This is a genomic window from Curtobacterium subtropicum (assembly GCF_030362975.1).
Classification (GTDB): Bacteria; Actinomycetota; Actinomycetes; order Actinomycetales; family Microbacteriaceae; genus Curtobacterium; species Curtobacterium subtropicum.
In genome coordinates this window covers 15,301-37,568 of sequence record NZ_JAUCMM010000016.1, presented here as the reverse complement: position 1 = coordinate 37,568, position 22,268 = coordinate 15,301, and the positions used below count along the sequence as shown (strand labels likewise).

The window sequence follows — 22,268 nt, the reverse complement described above, 5'->3', positions numbered from 1 at the left end:
CGGTACAGTGCTGGAGACCCGGGACGTGTTCCCGGCGCAACGTGAGAGGAACCCATGACGGCGATCGACGGATCGACGCGCCACGGGCGCGCACGGGACGACGTCAGCGGCGCGGTCGACAGCGACCTGCGCGCGGACGTCCGGTACCTCGGCAACCTGCTCGGGCGGGTGCTGCGGGAGACCGGGGGCGACGAGCTGCTGCACGACGTCGAGAGCCTGCGCGCCGCCGTCATCGACGCCTACGAGGGCTCCGACAGCGAGGGCGCCGCCCGTGCCGAGGCGATCGTCGCCGGCATGTCCGCCGAACGGGCCGAAGCGGTCGCCCAGGCGTTCACGACCTACTTCCACCTGACGAACCTGGCCGAGGAGCACCACCGCGTGCGCGTCCTCCGTGCCCGCGGTGACGACGGCGGACTGCCCGGCGACTCGTTCCCCGCCACCTACGCCTCGCTCGTCGAGCAGGTCGGTGCCGACGAGGCCGCCGCCCGCCTGGCCGACCTGCGGTTCCACCCGGTGCTCACGGCCCACCCGACCGAGGCCCGCCGCCGCGCGGTGACCACGGCCGTCCGACGCATCACGGACCTGATCGACGAGCGCGACCGCTCCCGGAACGCCACCGCGCGTGCCGAGAACGAGCGACGACTGCTCGAGGAGATCACGACGCTGCTGCGCACCTCGCCGCTCCGCACGACCCGTCCGACCCCGCTCGACGAGGTCCGCACGGCGATGAGCGTGTTCGACCAGACCCTCTTCGAGATCGTGCCGCAGGTCTACCGCCTGCTCGACGACCGGCTGCTCGGGGACGACGCCGGTCGGGTCCCCGTGACCGCCCCGGCCTTCGTGCGGTTCGGCACCTGGATCGGTGGCGACCGCGACGGCAACCCGCACGTGACCGCCGCCGTCACCAAGCAGGCCGCCGACATCGCGGCCGAGCACATCCTGCTCGGTCTCGCCCGGGCCGCGACCCGCATCGGATCGGCGCTGACGCTCGATGCCGCCGAGACCCCGGCGGACGCCGGGCTGCAGGCCCTCGTGGCCGCGCAGGAGCAGCTCGAGCCGAGCATCGCCGAGCGCATCGGCGTCCGTGCGCCGAACGAGACCCACCGCCGCGCACTGCTCTTCGTCGCCGCCCGCATCCGTGCGACCCGTCGTGGTCAGGACGGCCTGGCGTACGGCGGTCCCGAGGAGCTCCTCGCCGACCTCCGGGTGATCCAGGCGTCGCTCGTGGCCGCCGGTGCCGTCCGGACGGCGAACGGCGACCTGCAGAACCTCGTGTGGCAGGTCGAGACGTTCGGGTTCCACCTCGCCGAGCTCGAGGTGCGCCAGCACTCCCAGGTGCACCGGAACGCGCTGGCGGAGATCCGTGCCGGCGGTGCGCTGAGCGAGACCACCGAAGAGGTCCTCTCGGTGTTCCGCACCGTCGCCGAGCTGCAGCAGCGCTACGGCGTCCGCGCCGCGCACCGCTACATCGTCTCCTTCACGCAGTCGGCCGCCGACCTGGCGAACGTGCACGAACTCGCCCGTGCCGCCTGCGGTGACGGCGCCCCCGTGCTCGACGTCATCCCGCTGTTCGAGACCTTCGCCGACCTGCACGCGAGCGTCGACATCCTCGACGAGGCCGTGCGCACCGAGCCCTTCCAGCGGCGGCTCGCGGCGACCGGGCGGCGGCTCGAGGTCATGCTCGGCTACTCGGACTCGTCGAAGGACGTCGGCCCGGTGTCGGCGAACCTGGCACTCTACGACGCACAGGCACGGATCGCCGACTGGGCCCGCGACAACGACGTCGAGCTGACGCTGTTCCACGGCCGCGGCGGCTCGCTCGGTCGCGGCGGTGGCCCGGCGAACGAGGCCGTCCTCGCGCAGCCGCCGGGATCGATCGACGGTCGCCTCAAGCTCACCGAGCAGGGCGAGGTCATCTTCGCCCAGTACGGCGACCAGGACATCGCAGCGCGACACCTCGAGCAGATGGCCTCGGCCACGCTGTTCGCGTCGTCGCCCTCGAACGAGGAGCGCACGGCAGCCGCGGCGACCCGTTTCGCCGACCTCGCGCAGCAGCTCGACGACGTCTCGCGCCGGGCGTTCTACGACCTGGTGCAGGCCGACGGGTTCGCGCCGTGGTTCGCCCGCGTCACCCCGATGGAGGAGATCGGGCTCCTGCCGCTCGGGTCCCGCCCGGCCCGCCGCGGACTGAGCGTCGAGTCCCTCGAGGACCTCCGGGCGATCCCGTGGGTGTTCTCGTGGACGCAGGCGCGGATCAACCTGGCCGGCTGGTACGGCCTGGGCTCCGCGCTCGAGGCCGTCGGGGACGTGGACGCCCTGCGCGCCGCCTACGCCGAGTGGCCGCTGTTCGGCGCGATGATCAAGAACGTCGAGATGTCGCTCGCGAAGACCGACGAGCAGATCGCCCGCCGCTACCTCGAGCTCGCCGACCGCGACGACCTCGCCGCGAAGGTGCTCGACGAGATGCTCCGCACCCGCGAGTGGGTGCTGCGGGTGTCCGGCGGCAGCGACGTGCTCGAGGACCGTCCGGTGCTCGCCCGGGCCGTGCGTCTGCGCAGCCCGTACGTCGACGCGCTGTCGCACCTGCAGCTCCGGGCTCTGCGCGCGATCCGCACCTCCGGCAGCACCGACCCGACGGACGGCGACCACCGGCTGCTCCTGCTCACCGTCAACGGGGTGGCGGCCGGCCTGCAGAACACGGGCTGAGCCCCGGCGCGCCCACCGACGGACTGGAGGCGCGGTGCCAGCTGGCACCGCGCCTCCCGTCCGTCACGGGGCCGCCTGGCGCGTGACGGCCGACGTGACAGGTCCGCTGTCGTCCGACATCGGGTCTGTCGCAGGGGTCGCGTGCCGGGGGTGCACGACGGCCGACGCGACGAGACCGCTGTCGTCCGACGACGTTCCTGTCGCCGGAGTCGCGCGCCCGGCGTCGCGGCGGGCCCTTGTCGAATCGATTCGCGCGGGCGTAGCGTGGCGTCGGTGACGACGGAGCGCGCGGGGACCGGACCGACGACCGCGACCGGTGGGGTCCTGCCGCCGATCGTCCCGCTGGCGCTCATCGTCGGGGTCTCGCCCTTCGCGACGGACATGTACATCCCCGCGCTGCCGACCATCGCGCGCGAGCTCGGCACGACCCCGGGCGTCGTGCAGCTGTCGCTCACGGCCTTCCTCGTCGCGTTCGCCGTCGGGCAGCTCCTGGCCGGACCGGTGAGCGACGGCATCGGGCGCCGACCGCTGCTGCTCGTCGGGACCGCCGGCTTCGCGCTGGCGTCGGTCGGGTGCGCGCTCGCGCCCGACGTCGGCACCCTCGTCGCCACCCGCGTGCTGCAGGGGCTCGCCGGAGCGGCAGGAGCCGTCGCCGGACGCGCGATGGTCTCGGACACGACGACGGGACCGCGCACCGCGAAGGTGTTCGGCACCCTCGCCGCGATCAACGCCCTCGGCCCGGTCGTCGCACCGCTCGCGGGTGGTGCCGTGCTGACGGTCGGCTCCTGGCGCCTGATGTTCGTCGTCCTGGCCGTGCTCGGCGCGGCCTTCACCGTCGCGGTCGTCCTGCGCTTCGGGGAGACCCTGCCGCCGGCTGCACGGGGCGGCACCGGGTTCCGGGCGAACGGGCGACGCATCCGTGACCTGCTCGCGATCGGGCGCTTCCGGGCGTACGTGCTCACGGGCGTGCTGTCCACGATCGGGTTCTTCGCCTACATCGCGACGAGCTCGTTCGTGTTCCAGCAGCAGTACGGCTTCTCGGAGCAGCGCTACACGCTCGTGTTCGCCACGAACGCCTCGATGATGGTCGTCACGACGCTCGTGTTCCGGCGCGTCGTCGGGCGGTTCTCCGAGGACACCCTGCTGACCGCCGGCCTCGCCACGGGGACGCTCGGTAGTGCCGTGGTGCTGGTCGCCGCCCTCGCCGGACTCGGCCCCGTACCGGTGTGGTGCGCCCTCGCGGTGGTCACCGGGGCGTGGGGCTTCGTGCTCCCCGCTGCGATGACCCGGACGCAGCACGTCGGCGCGGCGCACCCCGGCACCGCCGCCGCGCTGCAGGGCGGCCTGACGTTCGGACTCGGCGGGCTCGGCACGCCGCTCGCAGGTGCGCTCGGCGGGACCGCGACCGCGATGGGAGGCGTGATGGTGTCGCTCATGGCGGCCGCCGTGGTGGTCCAGGTCCTCGCGACGCGGCGAGGCCGTACCGCCTGACGGCTCGCACCCGGTAGGTTGCAGGGTGCACCCGCACCGAACCGAGGAGGCCCCTGCATGGACATCGTCGTACACGAGGCAACGGACGACACCGCCGTGCTCGAGTGCAGCGGACGGCTGAACATGGTGAGCGCGGGTGCCTTCCGCGAGACCGTGGCGAAGGTCGTCGAGGGCGGGCGCGCGCGTCTGGTCGTCGAGCTGTCGGGCGTCGAGTTCATGGACTCGTCCGGGCTGGGGGCCCTGGTGGGCTGCCTGAAGACCGCTCGTCAGGCCGGGGGAGACCTCCGGCTCGCCGCCCCCTCCGAGCAGGTGCAGATGGTGCTCAAGCTCTCCAACATCGACAAGATCCTGCGGACGTACCCGGACGGGGACGCCGCGGTGACGAACTGGGCATGACCGTCGCCATGGGCGAGCACGTCCTGGACCTCGCCTGCCCGCCCGAGGACGTCACGGCGGTGCACACGTTCCTGTCCTCGGTGTGGGACAGCGAACCCGACCTGTCCCTCGAGGACCGCATGGCACTCGAGCTCGCCCTCGTCGAGCTCGCCTCGAACGTCATCGAGCACGGCTCCGGCGGTGGCCGGGTGTCCTGCTCCCTCAGGATGGACGTCGGTCCGGACGACGTCACCGTGTCGCTCTCGGACGACGGTGTCCCGGTGCTCGTCGACCCGTCCGCCGCACACCTGCCCGACGCGTTGGCCGAGGGGGGTCGTGGCCTCGCGCTCGTGCAGATGGTCGTCGACGACCTGCGCTACGAGCGGGTCGCCGACCGCAACCGGTGGACCGTCCGCCGCGGTCGGCACTGACGCCCGACCATCCGGTCTGCGCGCCGAGCCGGCTGACCATCCGGTTCCCGCACGACGGGAGCCGGTCCGCGCACATCCCGCCGAGGCGCGGACGGACGCGTCGTCGACGTGACACGCTCGGTCCGGTGACGACCGAGACGCGCGCAGACCCCCGCATGCGCTACGAAGCCGTGGGCAGCGACCTGGGCGCCGCGCTGCAGCTGTTCTCGGACGCGTACGACGGCGCGCACTTCGCAGGCCGCAACACGTCGCGGTCGTTCGGGTACCGCTTCAAGATGACCGGCGACGCCTCGATGTCGTTCCGGTCGACGCACTTCGACGCGCACGCCACGGGTGAGGCATCGTCCGGCGACGACTACGCCGTCATGTGGACGACGGACGGCGGGGGCACGGTCGACGTCGGGCGGGACGAGGCACCGTTCGCCCCGGGGCACGCGCTCGTGTTCCCGGCCGGACGCCCGTTCGTGTTCGAGGTCGAGGACGTCCGCCAGAACCTCGTGCACTTCGACCGGCGGTTCCTCGAGGGCATCGCGGCAGAGGAGCACGGCGGGGCCGCAGGTGCCATCGTCTTCGACCACACCGCCCGGCCCGGCACCGAGGACCTGCGCCGTTGGAACACCCAGGTGCGGCGGGCCGCGCAGGTCGTCCTCGGCGGGACGGCGCCGTCGCCGCTCGTGATGGCCGAGACCGCGCGCGAGACCGCCCTGGCGATGCTCCGCACCTTCCCGCACGAGCAGCTCGCCCCCGAGGTCCCGGTGCCGCAGGGTGCGACGAGCCGCGTGCGCGAGGCGATCGAGTACATGCACGCCTACGCGCACACCCCGATCACCACGACCGACGTGGCCGAGCACGTCGGACTCAGCGTGCGGGGACTGCAGCAGGCGTTCCAGCGGCAGGTCGGGACCGCCCCGAACGCGATGCTCCGGGGCATCCGGATGGACCGTGTGCGCGAGGAGCTCCGTCGAGGCGGCCCCGGCGAGCTGACGGTCGCCGCCGTGGCCGTCCGGTGGGGCTTCGCGCACCTCGGCCGATTCTCGGCTGCGTACGCGAAGCGCTTCGGCGAGTACCCGCGCGACACCCTGCACGCCTGAGGTCCGTGGTCGTCCGGCGCGCCCGCTACGCTGCCCGGATGGACGAACACGAGCGCCCTGCCGACCGGTACCCGTGGGTGGTCGTCCCCGGGATCTGGGGGTCGGACGCCGAGCACTGGCAGTCCCGCTGGCAGGAGGCGCGGGGCGACCAGGCCGTCCGCATCGAACCCGCGTCCTGGTCGGAGCCGGAGCCCGGCGACTGGTCCCGGGCGATCGCCGAGGCCGTCGACCGCTGCGCACGGCCCCCGCTGCTCGTCGCGCACAGCCTCGGCGTGCTGGCGGTCGCCGAGTGGCTGACCGGGGACGCGCGGCAACCGGCTGCCGAGCGGGTCGCCGGCGCGTTCCTGGTGGCACCACCGGACCCGGACGCACCGGTGTTCCCCGCCGCGGCCGCCGCCTTCCGCGCGCCGCAGGGGGCAGCGGCCGTACCGACCGCGCTCGTGGTCAGCGACGACGACCCGTACTGCGCCGCCGACCGTGCCCTCGCGTTCGCCGACGTGCTCGGGGCACGGGTGCTCCGGGTGGGGGACCGACAGCACGTGAACGTCGCCAGCGGTGTCGGCGCCTGGCCCGAGGGGCGGCAGATGCTCGACGTGTTCGCGGAGTCCCTGCCGAAGGCCTGACACGCCGCTCACGTCCGGACCGGTACGTGACGTCCGGGGCTCGGGATGCGCGACACACCGCGGATCTCCCCGGCGTCGGCGGGTGTGATATCTATCCTGCGTCACATGGAGACCCAGCCCGGTGCACGCACCCCCCTCGTCGACCCGTTCGGTCGCGAGCTCGAGGAGTGGCTCCGCGACGTCCCGGCCACCCGCACGCCGTACCTGGCGGACCTCGTGGTGCCGCCGGTCACGGGTCCCGTGCAGCGCCCGGTGACGACGGACGCCCGCCCCGCGCAGGAGCCCGTCCAGGCGGTCGAGACCGCCGTCGAGGACGCCCCGGCCGGGCAGCAGCCGGACGTGCCGGAGACCGCCACCGCCGACGCTCCGACCGTCGCGCAGATAGTCCTCGAAGCGCCGGCCGCTGAGCACCACACCGCTGAGCACCCCACCGCCGACGCGCCGACCGCCGTCGAGGCGCCGACCGCGTTCCGCCGGCGCGATCGCGCCCGCCACGTCGCCGCCTGCGCCCCGTCGTTCCCCGAACCCCCGGCCCGCATCGCGCTGCGCATCGAGGACCTCGCGGTCGAGGTCTCCGCCACGAGCGGTCGCAGCACGATCGAGCGCATCGTCCTGCTCGAGGACGAGGTCGCCCGCCGCGACGAGGACCTCGCGCGACTCGCCGCGTGGGAGGCCACCGTCGCCCACCTCGACGACGCCGAGGTGGAGGCTGCTCGCGCCTTCGCCCGTGCCGCGTTCGCCGACCTGCTCGCCGACGCGGCGGACGAGGCCGCGCGACGCGAGCGTTCCGCGGCCCGCCGTGCCGGCACGGCACCGGTGCCGACGCCCGTCCGCGCCGCCGTGGCGCCCCACACCGCGGTGTCCCGTGCCGACGTGACGACGCCGACGCGGCCGGTGCAGCGTGCCACGACGCCGTCGACCGACGAACTCGTCCGGGTGGAACCGACCACGCGCGCCGACGGCACCGCCACCACGGCGCCCGCCCCGGGACGTGAGGCGCCCGTCCGCCCGGCCCTGGGCCTCCCGGTCGGATCACCGCTGTCGGCCGCGACCCGACCCACCCCGCTGGTGCAGCCCGCCACCGGTCCCACCGTGATCGACCGGGCCGCCTTCGCAGCGGCACTGACCGCGCACGAGGGCGTCACGGCCGGCACCCCGGTGGTGCTGCCCGACGCCGTGTCGCTGCCCGCGGGCGCGGGCGAGAGCGCCCGCACGCCGAGCCCCGCCGACGGCCGCGGGACCGCGGCGACGGCGGCCGGTGCCGACACCGGCTGGTGGGCGCGACTCGTCGCCCGCCTGCGCTCCCTGTTCAGCCGCCGCTGAGCGCTCCGGTCCTGCGCGGGCGCCCTGGCCGCGCCCACGTCTCGGTAGACTGACGGGATGCCGACGCTCCGCGAACTCCAGGCCGTGATCGAGGACCTGTGGCCCGCCGCCGGCGCCGAGTCCTGGGACGTCGTCGGGCTCGTCTCCGGACACCCGGACCAGGTGGTCGAGCACGTGCACCTCGCCGTGGACGCCGTACCCGCCACCGCGGACGAGGCCGTCGCCCTCGGTGCCGACCTGCTCCTCACCCACCACCCGCTCCTGCTGCGCGGCGTCACCACGATCGACGAGACGACCGCCAAGGGCCGGGTCCTCGCGACGCTCGTGCGGGGCGGGACGGCGCTGCTCGCGGCGCACACGAACGCCGACGTCGTGACGACCGGCACCTCCGCCGTGCTCGCCGACCGGCTCGGGCTCGTCGACCAGCGGCCGCTCGAGCCCGGCGCGGACCCCTCGACCGGCATCGGTCGCGTCGGGAGCCTGCCGGAGGGCACGACCCTCGGTGCGCTCGCCCGCCAGCTCGTCGACCTGCTGCCGCCCACGGCGACGGGTGTCCGCGCCTCGGGCGACTTCGACCGGCCCGTGCGCACCGTCGCGCTCTGCGCCGGAGCCGGGGACAGCCTGCTCGGCGACCCGGCCGTGCGGGCCGCCGACGTCTACGTCACGAGCGACCTGCGGCACCACCCTGCCTCGGAGTTCCGCGAGCAGGCGATGCTCGCCGACGGCCCCGCGCTGGTCGACACCTCGCACTGGGCGACCGAGTGGCTCTGGCTCGACGTCGCCGCCGAGCAGCTCCGACGGCTCGCCGGGGTCCGGGTGACCGTGAGCGACCTGCGCACCGACCCCTGGGACTTCGCCGTCCTGCCCGCCGCCGAGCCGACGGCTGCAGCGGAGCGCGCTGCCGTCGCCCAGCCGACGACCGCCGATCCCGGCGACACCCCCGCCCCCGCACCCGCCCACGAAGGAGACCGACCGTGAAGGCAGCACCCGAGGACCAGGTCGTCCTCCTCGACCTCCAGCGTCTCGACAACGACGTGACCCGTCTGTCGCACCGCATCACCGCCCTGCAGAAGGGCGACCGGCTCACCGAGCTCGGCACGACCGCGGCGTCGCTCCGCGCCGAACTCGCCGCCGCGACCGGCGAGGTCGAGGACGCCGAGCGCGAGCTCGCCCGCCTGGAGTCCGACACCGCCACCGCGCAGGCCCGCATCGAGCGGGACACGACGATGCTGCAGAACGTCGCGAGCGCCAAGGACGCCGCGGGCCTCGAGAGCGAGATGGCGTCGCTCCGCCGCCGCATCGGCGACCTGGAGACCGCCGAACTCGAGGTCATGGAGCAGCTCGACGTGCACCGTGCCCGCGTCGGGGACGTCGAGTCGAGGCTCGCCCAGGTCGAGGCCGACCGCGCCACCCTGGTCGCCGAGCGCGACACCGAGATCGCCCGCGTCGAGGCCGACCGCGAGTCCGCCGTGCAGAGCCGTGCGGCCGTCGCCGCGAAGGTGCCCGCCGACCTGCTGGCGCTCTACGACCGGCAGCGTGCACGCTACGGCTTCGGTGCGTCCCTGCTGCAGGGCGGGGTGTCGACCGCTTCGGGCGTCACGCTCACGAACTCGGACCTGCAGGACATCCGCCGGGCCGCGCCCGACGACGTCGTGCTCTGCCCCGACAGCGACGCGATCTTGGTGCGGACGGCCGAGTCCGGCCTGTAGCGCCGGCGACCCGACGGACGGGAGGCGCGTGGCGGCACCGCCACGCGCCTCCCGTCCGTCGTCGGTCGGGGGGCGCGCGCGTGGTGCGTGGGTGCGAACGGGCCGGCCGTACGCCGGGTTCTGTCCCGCTCTCGCGGTGACGGCCATCTCTCTCGGACCGACGTTGCCGCCGGCCTCCAGCGGTCCACCCGAGGACTCAGCGAGCAGCCTCGTCGTCCTCTGTCTGACCTTGCTCCGGGCGAGGTTTACCGAGCGGATCCGGTCACCCGGACCCCTGGTGGTCTCTTACACCACCGTTTCACCCTTACCGACGTCGCCGCCGGCGGTCTGCTTTCTGTGGCACTGTCTCGCGGATTGCTCCGGGTGGGTGTTACCCACCGCCCTGCTCTGTGGAGCCCGGACGTTCCTCGGCACTCCCGGGGGAGTGACGCGACCGTCTCACCGACCCGTTCGCAGTGCCGAGTCTACCGCTGCCCGCGCCCGTCGGCGTCCCGCCCTGCGGCCGCGGGTCCCCGGTCGCACGACATGCCGTCGACAGGCACGTCGGGCCGCGAGTCGTGCGACCTGGACAGACCTGAGCGGCCTGTCGTGCGACGAGGTGCACGAGGGCCGCTACCGGCCGACCGCTACCTGCTGCTGGACGCCAGGGTCGCGGCACCGATGATGCCGGCGTTGTTGCGGAGGGTCGCGGGGATGATGTCCGCCTGCAGGTCGAGCAGCGGCAGGAACTCGTCGTGGTGCTTCGACACGCCGCCGCCGACGACGAAGAGCTCGGGGGAGAGCAGGGCCTCGAGCGTCGAGTAGTACTTCTGCAGGCGCTTCGCCCAGTGCTTCCAGGACAGCTCGTCCCGCTCCTTGGCCGCGAACGAGGCCTTCGTCTCGGCGTCGTGCCCGTCGATCTCCAGGTGGCCGAGCTCCGAGTTGACGATGAGCACACCGTCGTTGATCAGCGCCGTGCCGATGCCGGTGCCCAGGGTCGTGACGACCACGAGCCCGTCCTTGCCCTTCGCCGCACCGAACTGCTGCTCGGCGAACCCGGCGGCATCGGCGTCGTTGACGAAGTGGATGGAGCGGCCGAGTTCCTTCTCGAACAGCGCCTCGGCCTCGAAGCCGATCCACTTCTTCGACACGTTCGCCGCCGACATCGTCTTGCCGTCGCGGACGATCGCGGGGAAGCAGACCCCGACCGGTACCTCCGCCGCCGGAGCGAGCTCGTCGAGGATCGACTTCGCCACCGCGACGATGTCGTGCGGCTTGCCGCCCTCGGGGGTGGCCTTCTTGATCCGGTCGGTCGTCAATTCGCCGGTGGCGACGTCGACGATCGCGCCCTTGATGCCCGTTCCGCCGATGTCGACGCCGACTGCGAGGGAGGTCATGAGAAGCGGTGCCTTTCGTGGGTGTCCGTCAGGAGACGGTGAGGAGTTCCGCGCCGCGCTCGGTGACGACGAGGGTGTGTTCGAACTGTGCGGTCCAGGACTTGTCACGGGTGCTGACGGTCCAGTCGTCCGACCAGATGTCGGCCTCGATCCCGCCGAGCGTGAGCATGGGCTCGATGGTGAACACCATGCCGACCTCCATGACGTCGTCGAACCGGGGCGCGTCGTAGTGCGGGACGATCAGGCCCGAGTGGAACGCCCGGCCCACGCCGTGCCCGGTGTAGTCACGGACGACGCCGTACCCGAAGCGCTTGGCGTAGGCCTCGATCGCCCGCCCGATGACGTTCACCTGGCGCCCGGGAGCCACGGCCTTGATGCCGCGCTCGAGCGCGGTGCGCGTGCGGTCGACCAGGTCCTGGACCTCCTGCGACGCCTGGCCGACGACGAACGTGCGGTTCGTGTCGCCGTGCATCCCGTCCTTGTAGGCGGTGATGTCGATGTTGACGAGGTCGCCCTCCTGCAGCACGGTGTCGTCCGGGATCCCGTGGCAGATGACCTCGTTGAGGCTCGAGCACAGCGACTTCGGGTACCCGCGGTAGCCGAGCGTCGACGGGTAGGCGCCGTGCGACACGACGAACTCGTGGCCGATCCGGTCGAGCTCGTCGGTGGTGACCCCGGGCCGGATGGCCTCGCCGACGGCGTCGATCGCCTGCGAGGCGATGCGCCCGGCGGTCCGGATGCGCTCGACCTCGTCCGGCGTGTACGTGTCGCCGAGGCCGTGCTCGTGCGGCTCGGCACGCCCGACGTACTCGGGGCGCTCGATGTCCTTCGGCACGGGGCGCTGGGGGGAGATCCGGCCGGCGGTCAGGTGTCCGTGTGCGTCCCGGGGCATGGCGACCACTCTAACCGGGTGCACGGCGCGCGCCCGCCCGACCGCCGCGAGCGACGGCGAGACTCGCCGCAGCGGACAGAACTCGTGCTCCGGGACGCGAGTCCTGTCCACCAGCGCGCGTCTCGGGTTGCGTGTGAAGGCGCGCATGTCCCCGCCGGCCGCCACGGTCGGGACGGGACCGCCTGGAGGCACGGCCCGGGCCCGCCGGACCGGCACTGCGCCTCCAGGCCGGCCGCCGTGGGCGCGGGGCGCCCCCGAGACTCGGCTGTGCGGACGAAGCTCGCGTCGACGGGTCGCGAACCTGTCCGCGGGGCCGAGTCTCGCGCGGTAGCGCCGCGCCCCGCCGAGCACGGCACACCCGGGCGCGGCCCGATCCCCGTGGGTACGGTGGCGCCATGAGCGACGAACGCATCGAGTCCCAGTGGTGGTTCAACGAGAAGACGCACGAGGTGGAGCAGGGCCCGCAGTCGCCGCAGCGCGACCGCATCGGCCCGTTCGACACGCGTGAGGAGGCGCAACACGCCCTGGACCGCATCAAGGCCAACAACGAGCGCTGGGACGACGAGGACCAATAGGCTGGAGGCCCCAGCAGCACCACGGAAAGGGCGTCCATGGACAAGCAGACGGACTTCGTGCTCCGCACCATCGAGGAGCGGGGCATCAAGTTCATCCGACTCTGGTTCACCGACGTCATCGGCACGCTGAAGTCCGTCGCGATCGCCCCGGCCGAGGTCGAGGGCGCCTTCGCCGAGGGCATCGGCTTCGACGGTTCCGCGATCGAGGGCCTCACGCGCTCGTACGAGGCCGACGTCCTGGCGCACCCGGACCCCTCGACGTTCCAGATCCTGCCGTGGCGGGGCGAGGTCGACCCGACCGCACGGATGTTCTGCGACATCACGACGCCGGACGGCCAGCCCGCCGTCGCCGACCCCCGCAACGTGCTGAAGCGGACCCTGGCGAAGGCGAGCGAGCGCGGGTTCACGTTCTACACGCACCCCGAGATCGAGTTCTACCTGCTGAAGAGCCGCGACTGGGCGGACGGCGGCCCGCAGCCCGTCGACCAGGCGGGCTACTTCGACAACGTCCCAGGTGGCAGCGCGCACGACTTCCGCCGCCGCTCGGTGCGGATGCTCGAGGACCTCGGCATCTCGGTGGAGTTCTCCCACCACGAGGCCGGTCCTGGTCAGAACGAGATCGACCTCCGCTACGCCGACGCGCTGACGATGGCCGACAACATCATGACCTTCCGCACCGTGGTGAAGGAGGTCGCGATCGAGCAGGGCGTCTACGCGACGTTCATGCCGAAGCCGCTGTCGGGTCAGCCGGGCTCGGGCATGCACACGCACGTCTCGCTCTTCGAGGGCGACCAGAACGCCTTCTACGAGGCCGGCGGCGAGTACCAGCTGTCGCAGACCGCGAAGCACTTCATCGCGGGTGTGCTCCGCCACGCTCCCGAGATCACCGCGGTGACGAACCAGTTCGTCAACTCGTACAAGCGCCTGTGGGGCGGCGACGAGGCCCCGTCCTTCGTGACCTGGGGCCACAACAACCGCTCGGCGCTCGTGCGCGTGCCGCTGTACAAGCCGAACAAGGGCCAGTCCGCCCGCGTCGAGTACCGCGGCATCGACTCCGCGGCGAACCCCTACCTGGCGTACTCGCTGCTCCTGGCGGCGGGTCTCAAGGGCATCGACGAGGGCTACGAGCTCCCGCCGGAGGCCGAGGACAACGTCTGGAGCCTGTCCGACGCCGAGCGCAAGGCCCTCGGGTACCGGCAGCTCCCCGCGAGCCTCGACCACGCCCTCGGCCTGATGGAGGACTCGGAGCTCGTCGCCGAGACCCTGGGCGAGCAGGTCTTCAACTTCGTGCTGCTCAACAAGCGGCAGGAGTGGAAGGCCTACCGCGACCAGGTCACGCCGTTCGAGCTCCGCACCAACCTCGGCGCGCTCTAGCAGCCGCCCGGAGCAGCACGCATGACCGGTCGGACGAGGACGTCCCGTTCCGAGATGGCCCGCCTGGGCTTCGCGGAGCTGTCCGAGAGCCTGGAACGGATCGCCGGCCTGGAGGCGCGGTTCGGCCCCGACGTGCGGGTGCCGGTCACCGACGCCCCGGCGCTGTGGGAGTCCACGGCCGATCCCGACGGCGCGCTCCGGCTGCTCGAGCGGCTCCTCGAGCGCGCACCGGACGCGGTCCGGCCGGTCCTGGCGGACCCGGCCGCCACGGAACGGCTCGTCCGGCTGCTCGGCGCCTCGACGGGCCTCGGTGAGTTCCTGCACCGTCGTCCGGCCGAGATCGCGCTGCTCCTCGACCCGGTGACCCCGCCGTGGTCACAGGACGCGTACACGGCATCGCTGTCCGAGGCAGTGGCCGACACGACCGGGGAGGACGCCCGGCTCCGACTCCGGGTGCGCTACCGACGGCACCTCGCGCAGATCGCCCTGTTCGACGTGTTGCACCCCGTCCCGACCGAGGCGTTCCCGGCGGTCGCCGCGGGGCTCGCCGACCTCGCGGGCGCTGCACTCGAGGCGGCGGTCGTGGTCGCCCGGCGCGAGGTCCCGTTCCCCGCCGCCGACGTGGCTGCGACCCCGCTCGCGGTGATCGGGATGGGGAAGGCCGGTGCCCGCGAGCTCAACTACGTCAGCGACGTCGACGTCATCTTCGTCACCGAGTCGACCCGCGACGACGAGGCCGACACCGGTGTCGGCACCGACCGCGCGGTCCTCATCGCGACGCGCCTGGCCATCGCGGCGACGCACGCGATCACCGACCTCGCAGCCGAGCCCGCGCTGTGGGAGGTCGACGCGAACCTCCGGCCGGAAGGCAAGGACGGCGCCCTCGTCCGGACGCTCGAGTCGCACGTGGCGTACTACGAGCGCTGGGCGAAGGGGTGGGAGTTCCAGGCGCTGCTCAAGGCGCGGCCGATCGCCGGCAGCCGTGACCTGGGGGAGCGCTACGCGGCCGCGGTCGCCCCGTTCGTGTGGAGTTCCGCCGGTCGACCCGGCTTCGTGGAGTCCGTGCAGCGGATGCGGGAGCGCGTCACCGAGCACATCCCCGACGACGAGGTCGACCGGCAGATCAAGCTCGGCCCCGGCGGCCTGCGCGACGTCGAGTTCACCGTGCAGCTGCTGCAGCTCGTGCACGGCCGCGACGACGAGTCCGTGCGGGTCCGCTCGACGCTCGAGGCGATGGACGCCCTGGCCGCCGCCGGGTACGTCGGTCGGCCCGAGGCCGCGCGCTTCGGCCCCGACTACGCCCTGCTGCGCCTGCTCGAGCACCGGATCCAGCTGCGGCGGCTGCACCGGACGCACCTCATGCCGAGTGACGAGGACGAACTGCGGGTCCTCGCACGCTCCACCGGCCTCGCGACCTCGGCGGCCGCACTGGAACAGCGCTGGCGGGGCGTGAAGCTCGAGGTCCGCGGACTGCACGAGCGGCTCTTCTACCGCCCGCTGCTGTCGGCGGTGGCGGCCACGGACGGCGACATCGTCCTGACGAGCGACCAGGCAGCGGATCGCCTCGGCGCGATCGGCTTCGCGGACCCGGCGGGAGCGCTCGGGCACATCCGTGCGCTCACCCAGGGCACGAGCCGTCGTGCGGCGATCCAGCGGAACCTGCTGCCGGTGCTCCTGCGGTGGATGGCGGAGGGACCGGCCCCGGACCGGGCACTGCTGGCCTTCCGTCGCCTCAGCGACACCCTGGGGGAGTCGAGCTGGTTCCTCCGGATGCTCCGCGACTCGTCGGGCGCCGCGCACTCCCTGACGACCGTGCTCTCCGAGTCGGCGTTCCTCGCCGGACTGCTCGAACGCTTCCCGGAGGCGGTGGCCTGGCTCGACGAGCCGGACGCGCTGCTCCGGCCGCGGCCGCTCGCGTCGCTCCTCGCCGAGCACGCCGCGACGACCGCCCGGCACGGGGACGACGTCGACGGCGCCGCCGCGCTCGTCCGGTCCGCCCGTCGCCGCGAGACCCTGCGGCTCGGCATGGCCGCGGTGCTCGGGCACCTGGACGTCGACGCCCTCGGGCCGGCACTGTCCGACGTCACCGAGGCCACCCTCACCGGCGCGCTCGCCCTGGCCCGACGGGACGCCCCGCCCGGCCTCGCGTTCGGCATCGTCGCGATGGGCCGGTTCGGCGGCCGCGAGCTCGGCTTCGGGTCCGACGCCGACGTCCTCTACGTGTACCGGGCATCGGCGGACCTCGCACCGGAGCGGGCGTCGCGTGCCGCCCAGACGATCGTGCGCGAACTCTCGCGGCTGACGGACGACGCGATCCACCCGTTCGAGCTCGACACCGACCTGCGGCCGGAGGGCAAGAACGGCCCCGTCGTCCGCACCCTCGAGTCGTACGGCGCGTACTACGCCCGGTGGTCGCTGACGTGGGAGGCGCAGGCGCTCCTCCGGGCCCGCGGAGCCGTCGGTGACGACGCGTTGCTCCGCGACTTCGAGCACCTCGCCGACGGCACGCGGTACCCGGAGCGCATCGACGAGCAGGCGGTGCGCGAGGTCCGGCGGATCAAGGCCCGCGTCGAGTCGGAGCGGCTGCCCCGAGGCGCCGACCCGGCACGGCACCTGAAGCTCGGCCGCGGATCGCTCAGCGACGTGGAGTGGTTCGTGCAGCTGCTGCAGCTGCAGCACGCCACGACGGTGCCCGGGCTGCGGACCACCTCGACGCTCGAGGCCCTCGACGCCGCGACGGTGGCCGGACTCGTCGCACCGGAGGACGCCGAACGCCTCGGTGCCGCCTGGCGCTTCGCGTCCCGCACCCGGAGCGCGCTCGTGCTCTGGTCCGGCAAGACCACCGACGTCCTCCCCGTCGACCGCGTGCAGCTCGAGGGCATCGCGCGCCTGATGGAGTACCCGCCGGGGTCGGCGTCGCACCTCGAGGACGACTACCTCGGGGTCACGCGGCGTGCTCGTCAGGTGTTCGAGCGGGAGTTCTACGGCGCCTGAGCGGCTCACGACACGCCCGGGGCGACGTGCCGCCGAGAACGTGACAGGTCATCGATGGTGAATTCTGGGCGTCGCCCGGTGTCCCCCTGTCTCGCTGTCGATGTACCCCGCTCGGCACGGTCTCGCCCGCTTCGGTGCGGCCGTGACCGGCCGCGGCCGGGGCGGACGAGAGCAGTCCTGCGCGGCTGTCCCCAGAACAGGGGTACGTGCCCGTCACCGGGGCTTTCCTGGCGAGGTGAGGGATGCCTCCCGGCGGAGACGCACGCCGTGTTGCGCTCTGCACGACGGTGGACCGGTCCACCATCCTGCTGTCGGCAGCAGTGCGGACAGGTGCGGGGTGTCCCGAGGGGGACCGCCTTGTACCCCGTAACCTGCCGGTAACACCCCCGCTCGGGGGACGCGTTGCGGTGACGTCCAGGTTCTGCATCAATTGGCTCACCCGAACCGTCCACGGTTCCTCGACGATGCGGAATCCCCACCTCGAACGTTGAAGCAGGGATCGATGTTCACCTTCATTCTGCAGATCCGGCAGATGGTCGACGGGCACCCCGAGTTCTACCTGTTCGCCGTGTACTCCGCGGTGATCTGGTTGCTCTGGCTGCTCAAGGTCGTCCTGTCCGCCCGCTACCGCCCCTTCACCGGCACCTACACCGGCACCACCAGCGTGGTCGTCCCCGTCGTGGACGAACCACTCGACCTCTTCCGCGACGTGATCGGCCGCATGGTCGAGCAGGGTCCGGGCGAGATCATCGTCGTCATCAACGGCGCCCGCAACGAAGCCCTCGAGGAGGTCTGCGAGGAGTTCGCCCCGCTCGTGCGCTGGACCCACACGCCGATCCCCGGCAAGCGCAACGCGGTCAAGGTCGGCACCGAGATGTCCACCGGTGACATCACGATCCTCGTGGACTCGGACACCGTGTGGACGCCCGGGACGCTCTCCGAGCTGCTGAAGCCCTTCGCCGACGAGTCGGTCGGCGGCGTCACCACCCGCCAGCGCATCCTCGAGCCGACGCGCTCGTGGATCACCCGCTGGGCCGACTGGCTGGAGAACTCGCGGGCGCTCTACTCGATGCCCGCGCAGAGCGTCCTCGGCCAGATCGGGTGCCTGCCGGGTCGGACGATCGCGTTCCGCCGGAACATCCTCGTCCGCGTCATGGACCGGTTCATGCACGAGAAGTTCATGGGGGTGTTCCTCGAGGTGTCCGACGACCGGACCCTGACGAACCTGACCCTCAAGGAGGGCTACCGGACCGTCTACCAGTACACGTCGCTCGTCTACACCGATGCTCCGCTGCAGGTGAAGAAGCTGTTCAAGCAGCAGCTGCGCTGGGCGCGCGGCTCGCAGTACAACACGCTGCGGATGCTGCCGTGGATGCTCGGGCACGCGCCGATCCTGGCGGTGTTCTTCCTCACCGACATCATCCTGCCGTTCATGCTCTTCGGCGTGATCGCCGGCTGGATCTACCGCGCCGTCACCGGGCAGGGCGAGAACCTGTACCAGGGGATCCTGCAGCAGTACGGCTTCTCGACGGGCTTCGTCTACGTCGCCGGACTGATGGTGGTCTCGAGCGTGCTGAGCATGGCGATCCGCCAGATGCGGCACCTGGCCGAGAAGCCGAGCGACTTCTTCCGGCTGCCGATGTTCATCATCGTGTCGACCTTCTTCCTCATGCCGATCCGGCTCATCGGCTTCTTCCGCCTGGCGCACGCGTCCGGCTGGGGGACCCGGGCCGGGGCGTACGCCGGCGGTCCGGTGGAGGAGGACCCCGCGGACGCCGTCCAGCCGGTCGCACTCGGAGCACCGTCGGTCGCCCTCGGTACTCCGCCGGTCAGCCCGGTCGACGCCGGTCTGCCGCCCGTGGACCGCACCGACCTCGCTCACTCCCGGGTGGACGTCGACGACCAGGCGGCGGCCGACCGGGCGTTCGACGAACTCTTCGGCGCCGACGCCACGACGAACTCGACCGCGACGGTGCTCGCCACGCGGCGGTCGGCAGCGGTGACTGCGGCAGCTGCGCCCACTCCCGCCCGCCCGGCGCCCGCCAAGGCCCGTCGTGCCAACCCCTACGCGGCGATCCCGTACCTGATCGGGTTCGCGATCTTCGCACTGGAGGCGTTCCTCATTGTCTGACCTCATCCGTTCCACCAGCACGTGGTGGGCCCAGTCCAGCAAGCACGCCCGTCGTACCGCGATCGGCACGGTCGCGATCGTCCTGGTGCTCGGCCTGATCACCTGGACCGTCTGGGTGTCGCCGGCCGGCCCCGTGTCGAGCGCCGTGCAGACCGCCCTCGGCGTCACGCCGCCGAAGGCGAAGCAGCCCAGCGCCGCCGAGCTCAGCGCGAAGCTCGAGGCCGCGCAGCAGACCATCTGGAAGCTCGAGGGCAAGCTCGACTCCTCGGGTGCGCAGGCCGGCTCGCGGGCTGAGGAGATCACCCGGCTCAAGGCGCAGATCGCCGCGCTGCAGTCCGACCTCGGTGCTGCGACGAGCGGCGGGAAGGCCTCGGCCGCGGGATCGAAGGCCGGCTCCGGCTCTGGTGCTGCCGGCTCGTCCTCCGGCGGGTCGGGCTCGGGCGGGACCGCCGGCGGGCACGCTGCCGGCTCCAGCGGAGGCTCGGGTCCGGGCACGTCCGGCGGGACCGGCGGCAACGCCGGACCGTCGAAGGACCCGGTCGCGTCCGAGCCGATCACGACCCCGTCGAAGGCGCAGATCCTCGATCAGCAGTCCCGCTGGTACGGCCTCTACACGACGCAGTCGCCCTTCAACTGGGCCGAGTACGACCGCGTCACGCAGGAGGTCGGCCGCGCCACGAACATGGTCGGCTTCTTCCAGGGGTTCGACCAGGACTTCAACGCCAACGCCGTCCAGCGGTCGTGGGCGAACGGCCGCCTGCCGCTGATGACGTGGGAGACCGTGCCCGCGAAGACCGGCAACGACCAGCCGTACGTCGCGGGCTACACGAACCAGGACATCGTCTCCGGGAAGTTCGACGACTACCTGGCGAACTACGCGAAGGCCCTGAAGGCGAACGGCATGCCCGTCGTCATCCGTCTCGACCACGAGATGAACGGCCAGTGGTACAACTGGTCCGAGGCGTCGAAGCAGCAGAACGCGCCGGGGTCGTACGTCGCGATGTGGAAGCACGTGCACGACGTCTTCCAGGCCAACGGGGCGAACGACTACGTCATCTGGAACTGGTCGCCGTCGCGCATCGACAAGCTCGGCAACCCGAAGTACCAGACGCTCGACTACATGCGGCAGTACTACCCGGGCGCCGACTACGTCGACTGGGTCGGCATGAGCGGCTACTACCGCACCGCCACCGAGCAGCCCACGTTCCAGACCACCTTCGGCGCCACCCTCGCGCAGCTCCGGCAGGTGGCACCGGGCAAGCACATCCTGCTGAACGAGATCGGCGCCACCGAGACCGGCGGCACCGTCTCCAACAGCCAGAAGTCCCAGTGGATCGCATCGCTCTTCGACGCCCTCGCCGATCCCGCCAACCGCGACGTCATCGGCTTCGCGTACTTCAGCCAGGTGGCGACCACCATCGTCGACGGCGCGCGCACCACGAACGACTGGCGCCTCGACTCCCGCGCCGACAGCCTGGCGACCTTCGCCGAGGGCATCGCCCGCACCGACACCGACTACGACCTGCAGGAGGTCAAGCAGTGACCGCTCAGAAGAAGACCGACGCCGCCGACGTGCGGCCGGCCCCCGTCATCAGCGTCATCGGCACCGGCTACCTCGGCGCCACCCACGCGGCCGCCATGGCCGAGATGGGCTTCGAGACCATCGGCGTGGACGTCGACCCCGCGAAGCTCGCAGCCCTGTCCGCCGGCGAGGTGCCGTTCTTCGAGCCCGGCCTGCCGGAGCTCATCACGAAGCACGTCGCCACCGGGAAGCTCCGCTTCACGGCTGACCTGGCCGAGGCCGTCGCCGCCGCGGACGTCCACTTCGTGTGCGTCGGCACCCCGCAGAAGGCCGGGTCGCACGCCGCGAACCTGACCTACGTCGAGGCCGCAACCCGCGGGGTCGCGGAACACCTCAACCACCCGGGACTCATCGTCGGCAAGTCCACGGTGCCGGTCGGGACCGCCGAGCGGCTGCGCGGCATCGTCCGCGAGTTCCGCCCGGCCGGCATCCAGGCCGAGCTCGTCTGGAACCCGGAGTTCCTCCGCGAGGGCAAGGCCGTCGACGACACCCTGCACCCGGACCGCCTCGTCTGGGGTGGTGCCTCGGCCGCGGCGGACGCCGTGATCCGCGAGGTCTACGCCGCACCGATCGCCGAGGGCACCCCGGTCATCACGACCGACCTCGCGACCGCCGAGCTCGTCAAGGTCAGCGCGAACGCGTTCCTCGCCACGAAGATCTCGTTCATCAACGCGATCTCCGAGATGTGCGCGATCACCGGAGCCGACGTCACGACGCTCGCCGACGCCCTCGGGCACGACGCCCGCATCGGCCGGAAGTTCCTCAACGCCGGCCTCGGCTTCGGCGGCGGATGCCTGCCGAAGGACATCCGCGCGCTCATGCACCGCGCGAACGAGATCGGCGCCGGTCGGGTCGTCGGACTCATGCAGCAGGTCGACGAGATCAACATGGGCCAGCGCGAGCGCGTCATCGACATGACGATCGAGGCGCTCGGTGGCTCCGTGCTCAACCGTCGCGTGGCCGTGGTCGGGGCCGCGTTCAAGCCGCTCACCGACGACGTCCGCGACTCGCCGGCCCTCAACGTCGCGGCGGCGCTGCACCTCCGCGGGGCCCAGGTCACGCTGTGGGACCCGGAGGCCAACGAGACCGCCCGACGCTCCTTCCCGACCCTGTCGTACGCCGCCACGAAGGAGGACGCCGTCGAGGCCGCCGACGTCGTGCTCGTCCTGACCGAGTGGGACGAGGTCGTGCAGGCGTCGCCCGTCGCGCTCGGGGCGATCGTCGGCCGTCGCGTCGTCATCGACGCGCGGAACTGCCTCCCGGTTGCCGACTGGGTGGAGGCGGGGTGGTCCGTCCGTTCCCTGGGACGGCCCACGCCGGTCACGGGTGCACCCGTGAGCGTGGCGGCGGGGACGAACGACGTGCTGGCCACAGCCCGCTAGTCGTCACCGCCAGGAGCGGGGTCCGTGCCGGGGGCGGCGCGGGCCCCGCTCTCGCGTGTCCGCGTGCGCCGAGGCGCGGGCTGGGTCGTTCCGCGCGTAGGAGGTCGTTCCGCGCGGAGGGGACTGTTCCGCGCGTGGCAGGGCGTTCCGCGCGTGGCAGGGCGTTCCGCGTGTGGCAGGTCGTTCCGCGCGTACGAAGCCGTTCCTTCGGAC

General features: G+C 72.6%; 17 protein-coding genes and 1 other RNA gene. 15 read left to right on the top strand and 3 right to left on the bottom strand.

Going from position 1 to position 22,268, the window contains the following annotated elements; all coding sequences use genetic code 11:
* Positions 1-54 precede the first annotated feature (54 nt).
* The 9 genes from QUG98_RS15720 to QUG98_RS15680 all read left to right on the top strand — a co-directional run bounded on the left by QUG98_RS15720 (position 55) and on the right by QUG98_RS15680 (position 9,749).
* On the top strand, positions 55-2,706 hold the full coding sequence (locus tag QUG98_RS15720; protein WP_289471434.1) for a phosphoenolpyruvate carboxylase: 2,652 nt from the start codon (positions 55-57) through the stop codon (positions 2,704-2,706).
* Between the two features lie 273 nt (positions 2,707-2,979).
* Entirely contained in the window at positions 2,980-4,197 is a 1,218-nt protein-coding gene (locus tag QUG98_RS15715; protein WP_289471433.1) for a multidrug effflux MFS transporter, read from the top strand.
* Positions 4,198-4,254: 57 nt separating this feature from the next.
* Positions 4,255-4,593, top strand: coding sequence for an STAS domain-containing protein (locus QUG98_RS15710; RefSeq protein ID WP_058729488.1), 339 nt, complete (start codon positions 4,255-4,257; stop codon positions 4,591-4,593).
* Complete coding sequence (locus QUG98_RS15705; protein WP_254678378.1) at positions 4,590-5,003, top strand: ATP-binding protein; 414 nt, start codon at positions 4,590-4,592, stop codon at positions 5,001-5,003. Before QUG98_RS15710 ends, QUG98_RS15705 begins: the two co-directional genes overlap by 4 nt.
* A 125-nt stretch (positions 5,004-5,128) precedes the next feature.
* Positions 5,129-6,094, top strand: coding sequence for a helix-turn-helix transcriptional regulator (locus QUG98_RS15700; protein WP_289471432.1), 966 nt, complete (start codon positions 5,129-5,131; stop codon positions 6,092-6,094).
* 38 nt (positions 6,095-6,132) lie between these two features.
* Positions 6,133-6,717 carry an RBBP9/YdeN family alpha/beta hydrolase gene (locus tag QUG98_RS15695; protein ID WP_289471431.1) on the top strand — a complete coding sequence of 195 codons (585 nt, stop codon included), beginning with the start codon at positions 6,133-6,135 and terminating at the stop codon, positions 6,715-6,717.
* A 105-nt stretch (positions 6,718-6,822) separates the two neighbouring features.
* Positions 6,823-8,040 (top strand): hypothetical protein, encoded by a 1,218-nt coding sequence (locus QUG98_RS15690; protein WP_289471430.1) that lies wholly within the window; start codon positions 6,823-6,825, stop codon positions 8,038-8,040.
* 57 nt (positions 8,041-8,097) lie between these two features.
* The gene (locus QUG98_RS15685; protein WP_289471429.1) at positions 8,098-9,018 is read left to right on the top strand and encodes a Nif3-like dinuclear metal center hexameric protein; all 921 of its coding nucleotides are present in this window, start codon (positions 8,098-8,100) and stop codon (positions 9,016-9,018) included.
* On the top strand, positions 9,015-9,749 hold the full coding sequence (locus tag QUG98_RS15680) for a zinc ribbon domain-containing protein (RefSeq protein WP_289471428.1): 735 nt from the start codon (positions 9,015-9,017) through the stop codon (positions 9,747-9,749). The genes QUG98_RS15685 and QUG98_RS15680 overlap by 4 nt, the downstream gene beginning before the upstream one ends.
* Positions 9,750-9,843: 94 nt before the next feature.
* Here QUG98_RS15680 and rnpB read toward each other — a convergent pair.
* From rnpB to map, 3 genes are all read right to left on the bottom strand, one after another.
* Positions 9,844-10,198: RNase P RNA component class A (rnpB, locus tag QUG98_RS15675), an RNA gene on the bottom strand.
* Between the two features lie 177 nt (positions 10,199-10,375).
* Entirely contained in the window at positions 10,376-11,125 is a 750-nt protein-coding gene (gene ppgK / locus QUG98_RS15670) for a polyphosphate--glucose phosphotransferase (RefSeq protein WP_289471427.1), read from the bottom strand.
* Between the two features lie 28 nt (positions 11,126-11,153).
* Complete coding sequence (gene map, locus QUG98_RS15665; protein ID WP_289471426.1) at positions 11,154-12,017, bottom strand: type I methionyl aminopeptidase; 864 nt, start codon at positions 12,015-12,017, stop codon at positions 11,154-11,156.
* Positions 12,018-12,412: 395 nt separating this feature from the next.
* On the opposite strand from map, the gene QUG98_RS15660 reads away from it, so the two are divergent.
* From QUG98_RS15660 to QUG98_RS15635, 6 genes are all read left to right on the top strand, one after another.
* Complete coding sequence (locus QUG98_RS15660) at positions 12,413-12,592, top strand: SPOR domain-containing protein (protein WP_058729959.1); 180 nt, start codon at positions 12,413-12,415, stop codon at positions 12,590-12,592.
* A gap of 36 nt (positions 12,593-12,628) precedes the next feature.
* Positions 12,629-13,966, top strand: coding sequence for a type I glutamate--ammonia ligase (gene glnA / locus QUG98_RS15655; RefSeq protein ID WP_058729960.1), 1,338 nt, complete (start codon positions 12,629-12,631; stop codon positions 13,964-13,966).
* Between the two features lie 21 nt (positions 13,967-13,987).
* Entirely contained in the window at positions 13,988-16,960 is a 2,973-nt protein-coding gene (locus QUG98_RS15650; protein ID WP_289471425.1) for a bifunctional [glutamine synthetase] adenylyltransferase/[glutamine synthetase]-adenylyl-L-tyrosine phosphorylase, read from the top strand.
* Between the two features lie 502 nt (positions 16,961-17,462).
* Positions 17,463-19,091, top strand: coding sequence for a glycosyltransferase family 2 protein (locus QUG98_RS15645; protein ID WP_289471424.1), 1,629 nt, complete (start codon positions 17,463-17,465; stop codon positions 19,089-19,091).
* On the top strand, positions 19,084-20,634 hold the full coding sequence (locus QUG98_RS15640) for a glycoside hydrolase family 26 protein (RefSeq protein ID WP_289471423.1): 1,551 nt from the start codon (positions 19,084-19,086) through the stop codon (positions 20,632-20,634). The genes QUG98_RS15645 and QUG98_RS15640 overlap by 8 nt, the downstream gene beginning before the upstream one ends.
* A complete protein-coding gene (locus tag QUG98_RS15635) occupies positions 20,631-22,055 on the top strand; it encodes a UDP-glucose dehydrogenase family protein (RefSeq protein WP_289471422.1) in 1,425 nt (474 codons plus the stop codon). The genes QUG98_RS15640 and QUG98_RS15635 overlap by 4 nt, the downstream gene beginning before the upstream one ends.
* Positions 22,056-22,268: the final 213 nt, after the last annotated feature.

Bases quoted from the DNA above. Each gene is read 5' to 3' on its own strand.
- QUG98_RS15650 (WP_289471425.1), top strand. From the start codon at position 13,988: ATGACCGGTCGGACGAGGACGTCCCGTTCCGAGATGGCCCGCCTGGGC.
- QUG98_RS15660 (WP_058729959.1), top strand. From the start codon at position 12,413: ATGAGCGACGAACGCATCGAGTCCCAGTGGTGGTTCAACGAGAAGACG.
- QUG98_RS15645 (WP_289471424.1), top strand. From the start codon at position 17,463: ATGTTCACCTTCATTCTGCAGATCCGGCAGATGGTCGACGGGCACCCC.
- QUG98_RS15685 (WP_289471429.1), top strand. From the start codon at position 8,098: ATGCCGACGCTCCGCGAACTCCAGGCCGTGATCGAGGACCTGTGGCCC.
- ppgK (WP_289471427.1), bottom strand. From the start codon at position 11,125: ATGACCTCCCTCGCAGTCGGCGTCGACATCGGCGGAACGGGCATCAAG.
- QUG98_RS15720 (WP_289471434.1), top strand. From the start codon at position 55: ATGACGGCGATCGACGGATCGACGCGCCACGGGCGCGCACGGGACGAC.
- QUG98_RS15690 (WP_289471430.1), top strand. From the start codon at position 6,823: ATGGAGACCCAGCCCGGTGCACGCACCCCCCTCGTCGACCCGTTCGGT.
- QUG98_RS15710 (WP_058729488.1), top strand. From the start codon at position 4,255: ATGGACATCGTCGTACACGAGGCAACGGACGACACCGCCGTGCTCGAG.
- map (WP_289471426.1), bottom strand. From the start codon at position 12,017: ATGCCCCGGGACGCACACGGACACCTGACCGCCGGCCGGATCTCCCCC.
- QUG98_RS15705 (WP_254678378.1), top strand. From the start codon at position 4,590: ATGACCGTCGCCATGGGCGAGCACGTCCTGGACCTCGCCTGCCCGCCC.
- QUG98_RS15695 (WP_289471431.1), top strand. From the start codon at position 6,133: ATGGACGAACACGAGCGCCCTGCCGACCGGTACCCGTGGGTGGTCGTC.
- glnA (WP_058729960.1), top strand. From the start codon at position 12,629: ATGGACAAGCAGACGGACTTCGTGCTCCGCACCATCGAGGAGCGGGGC.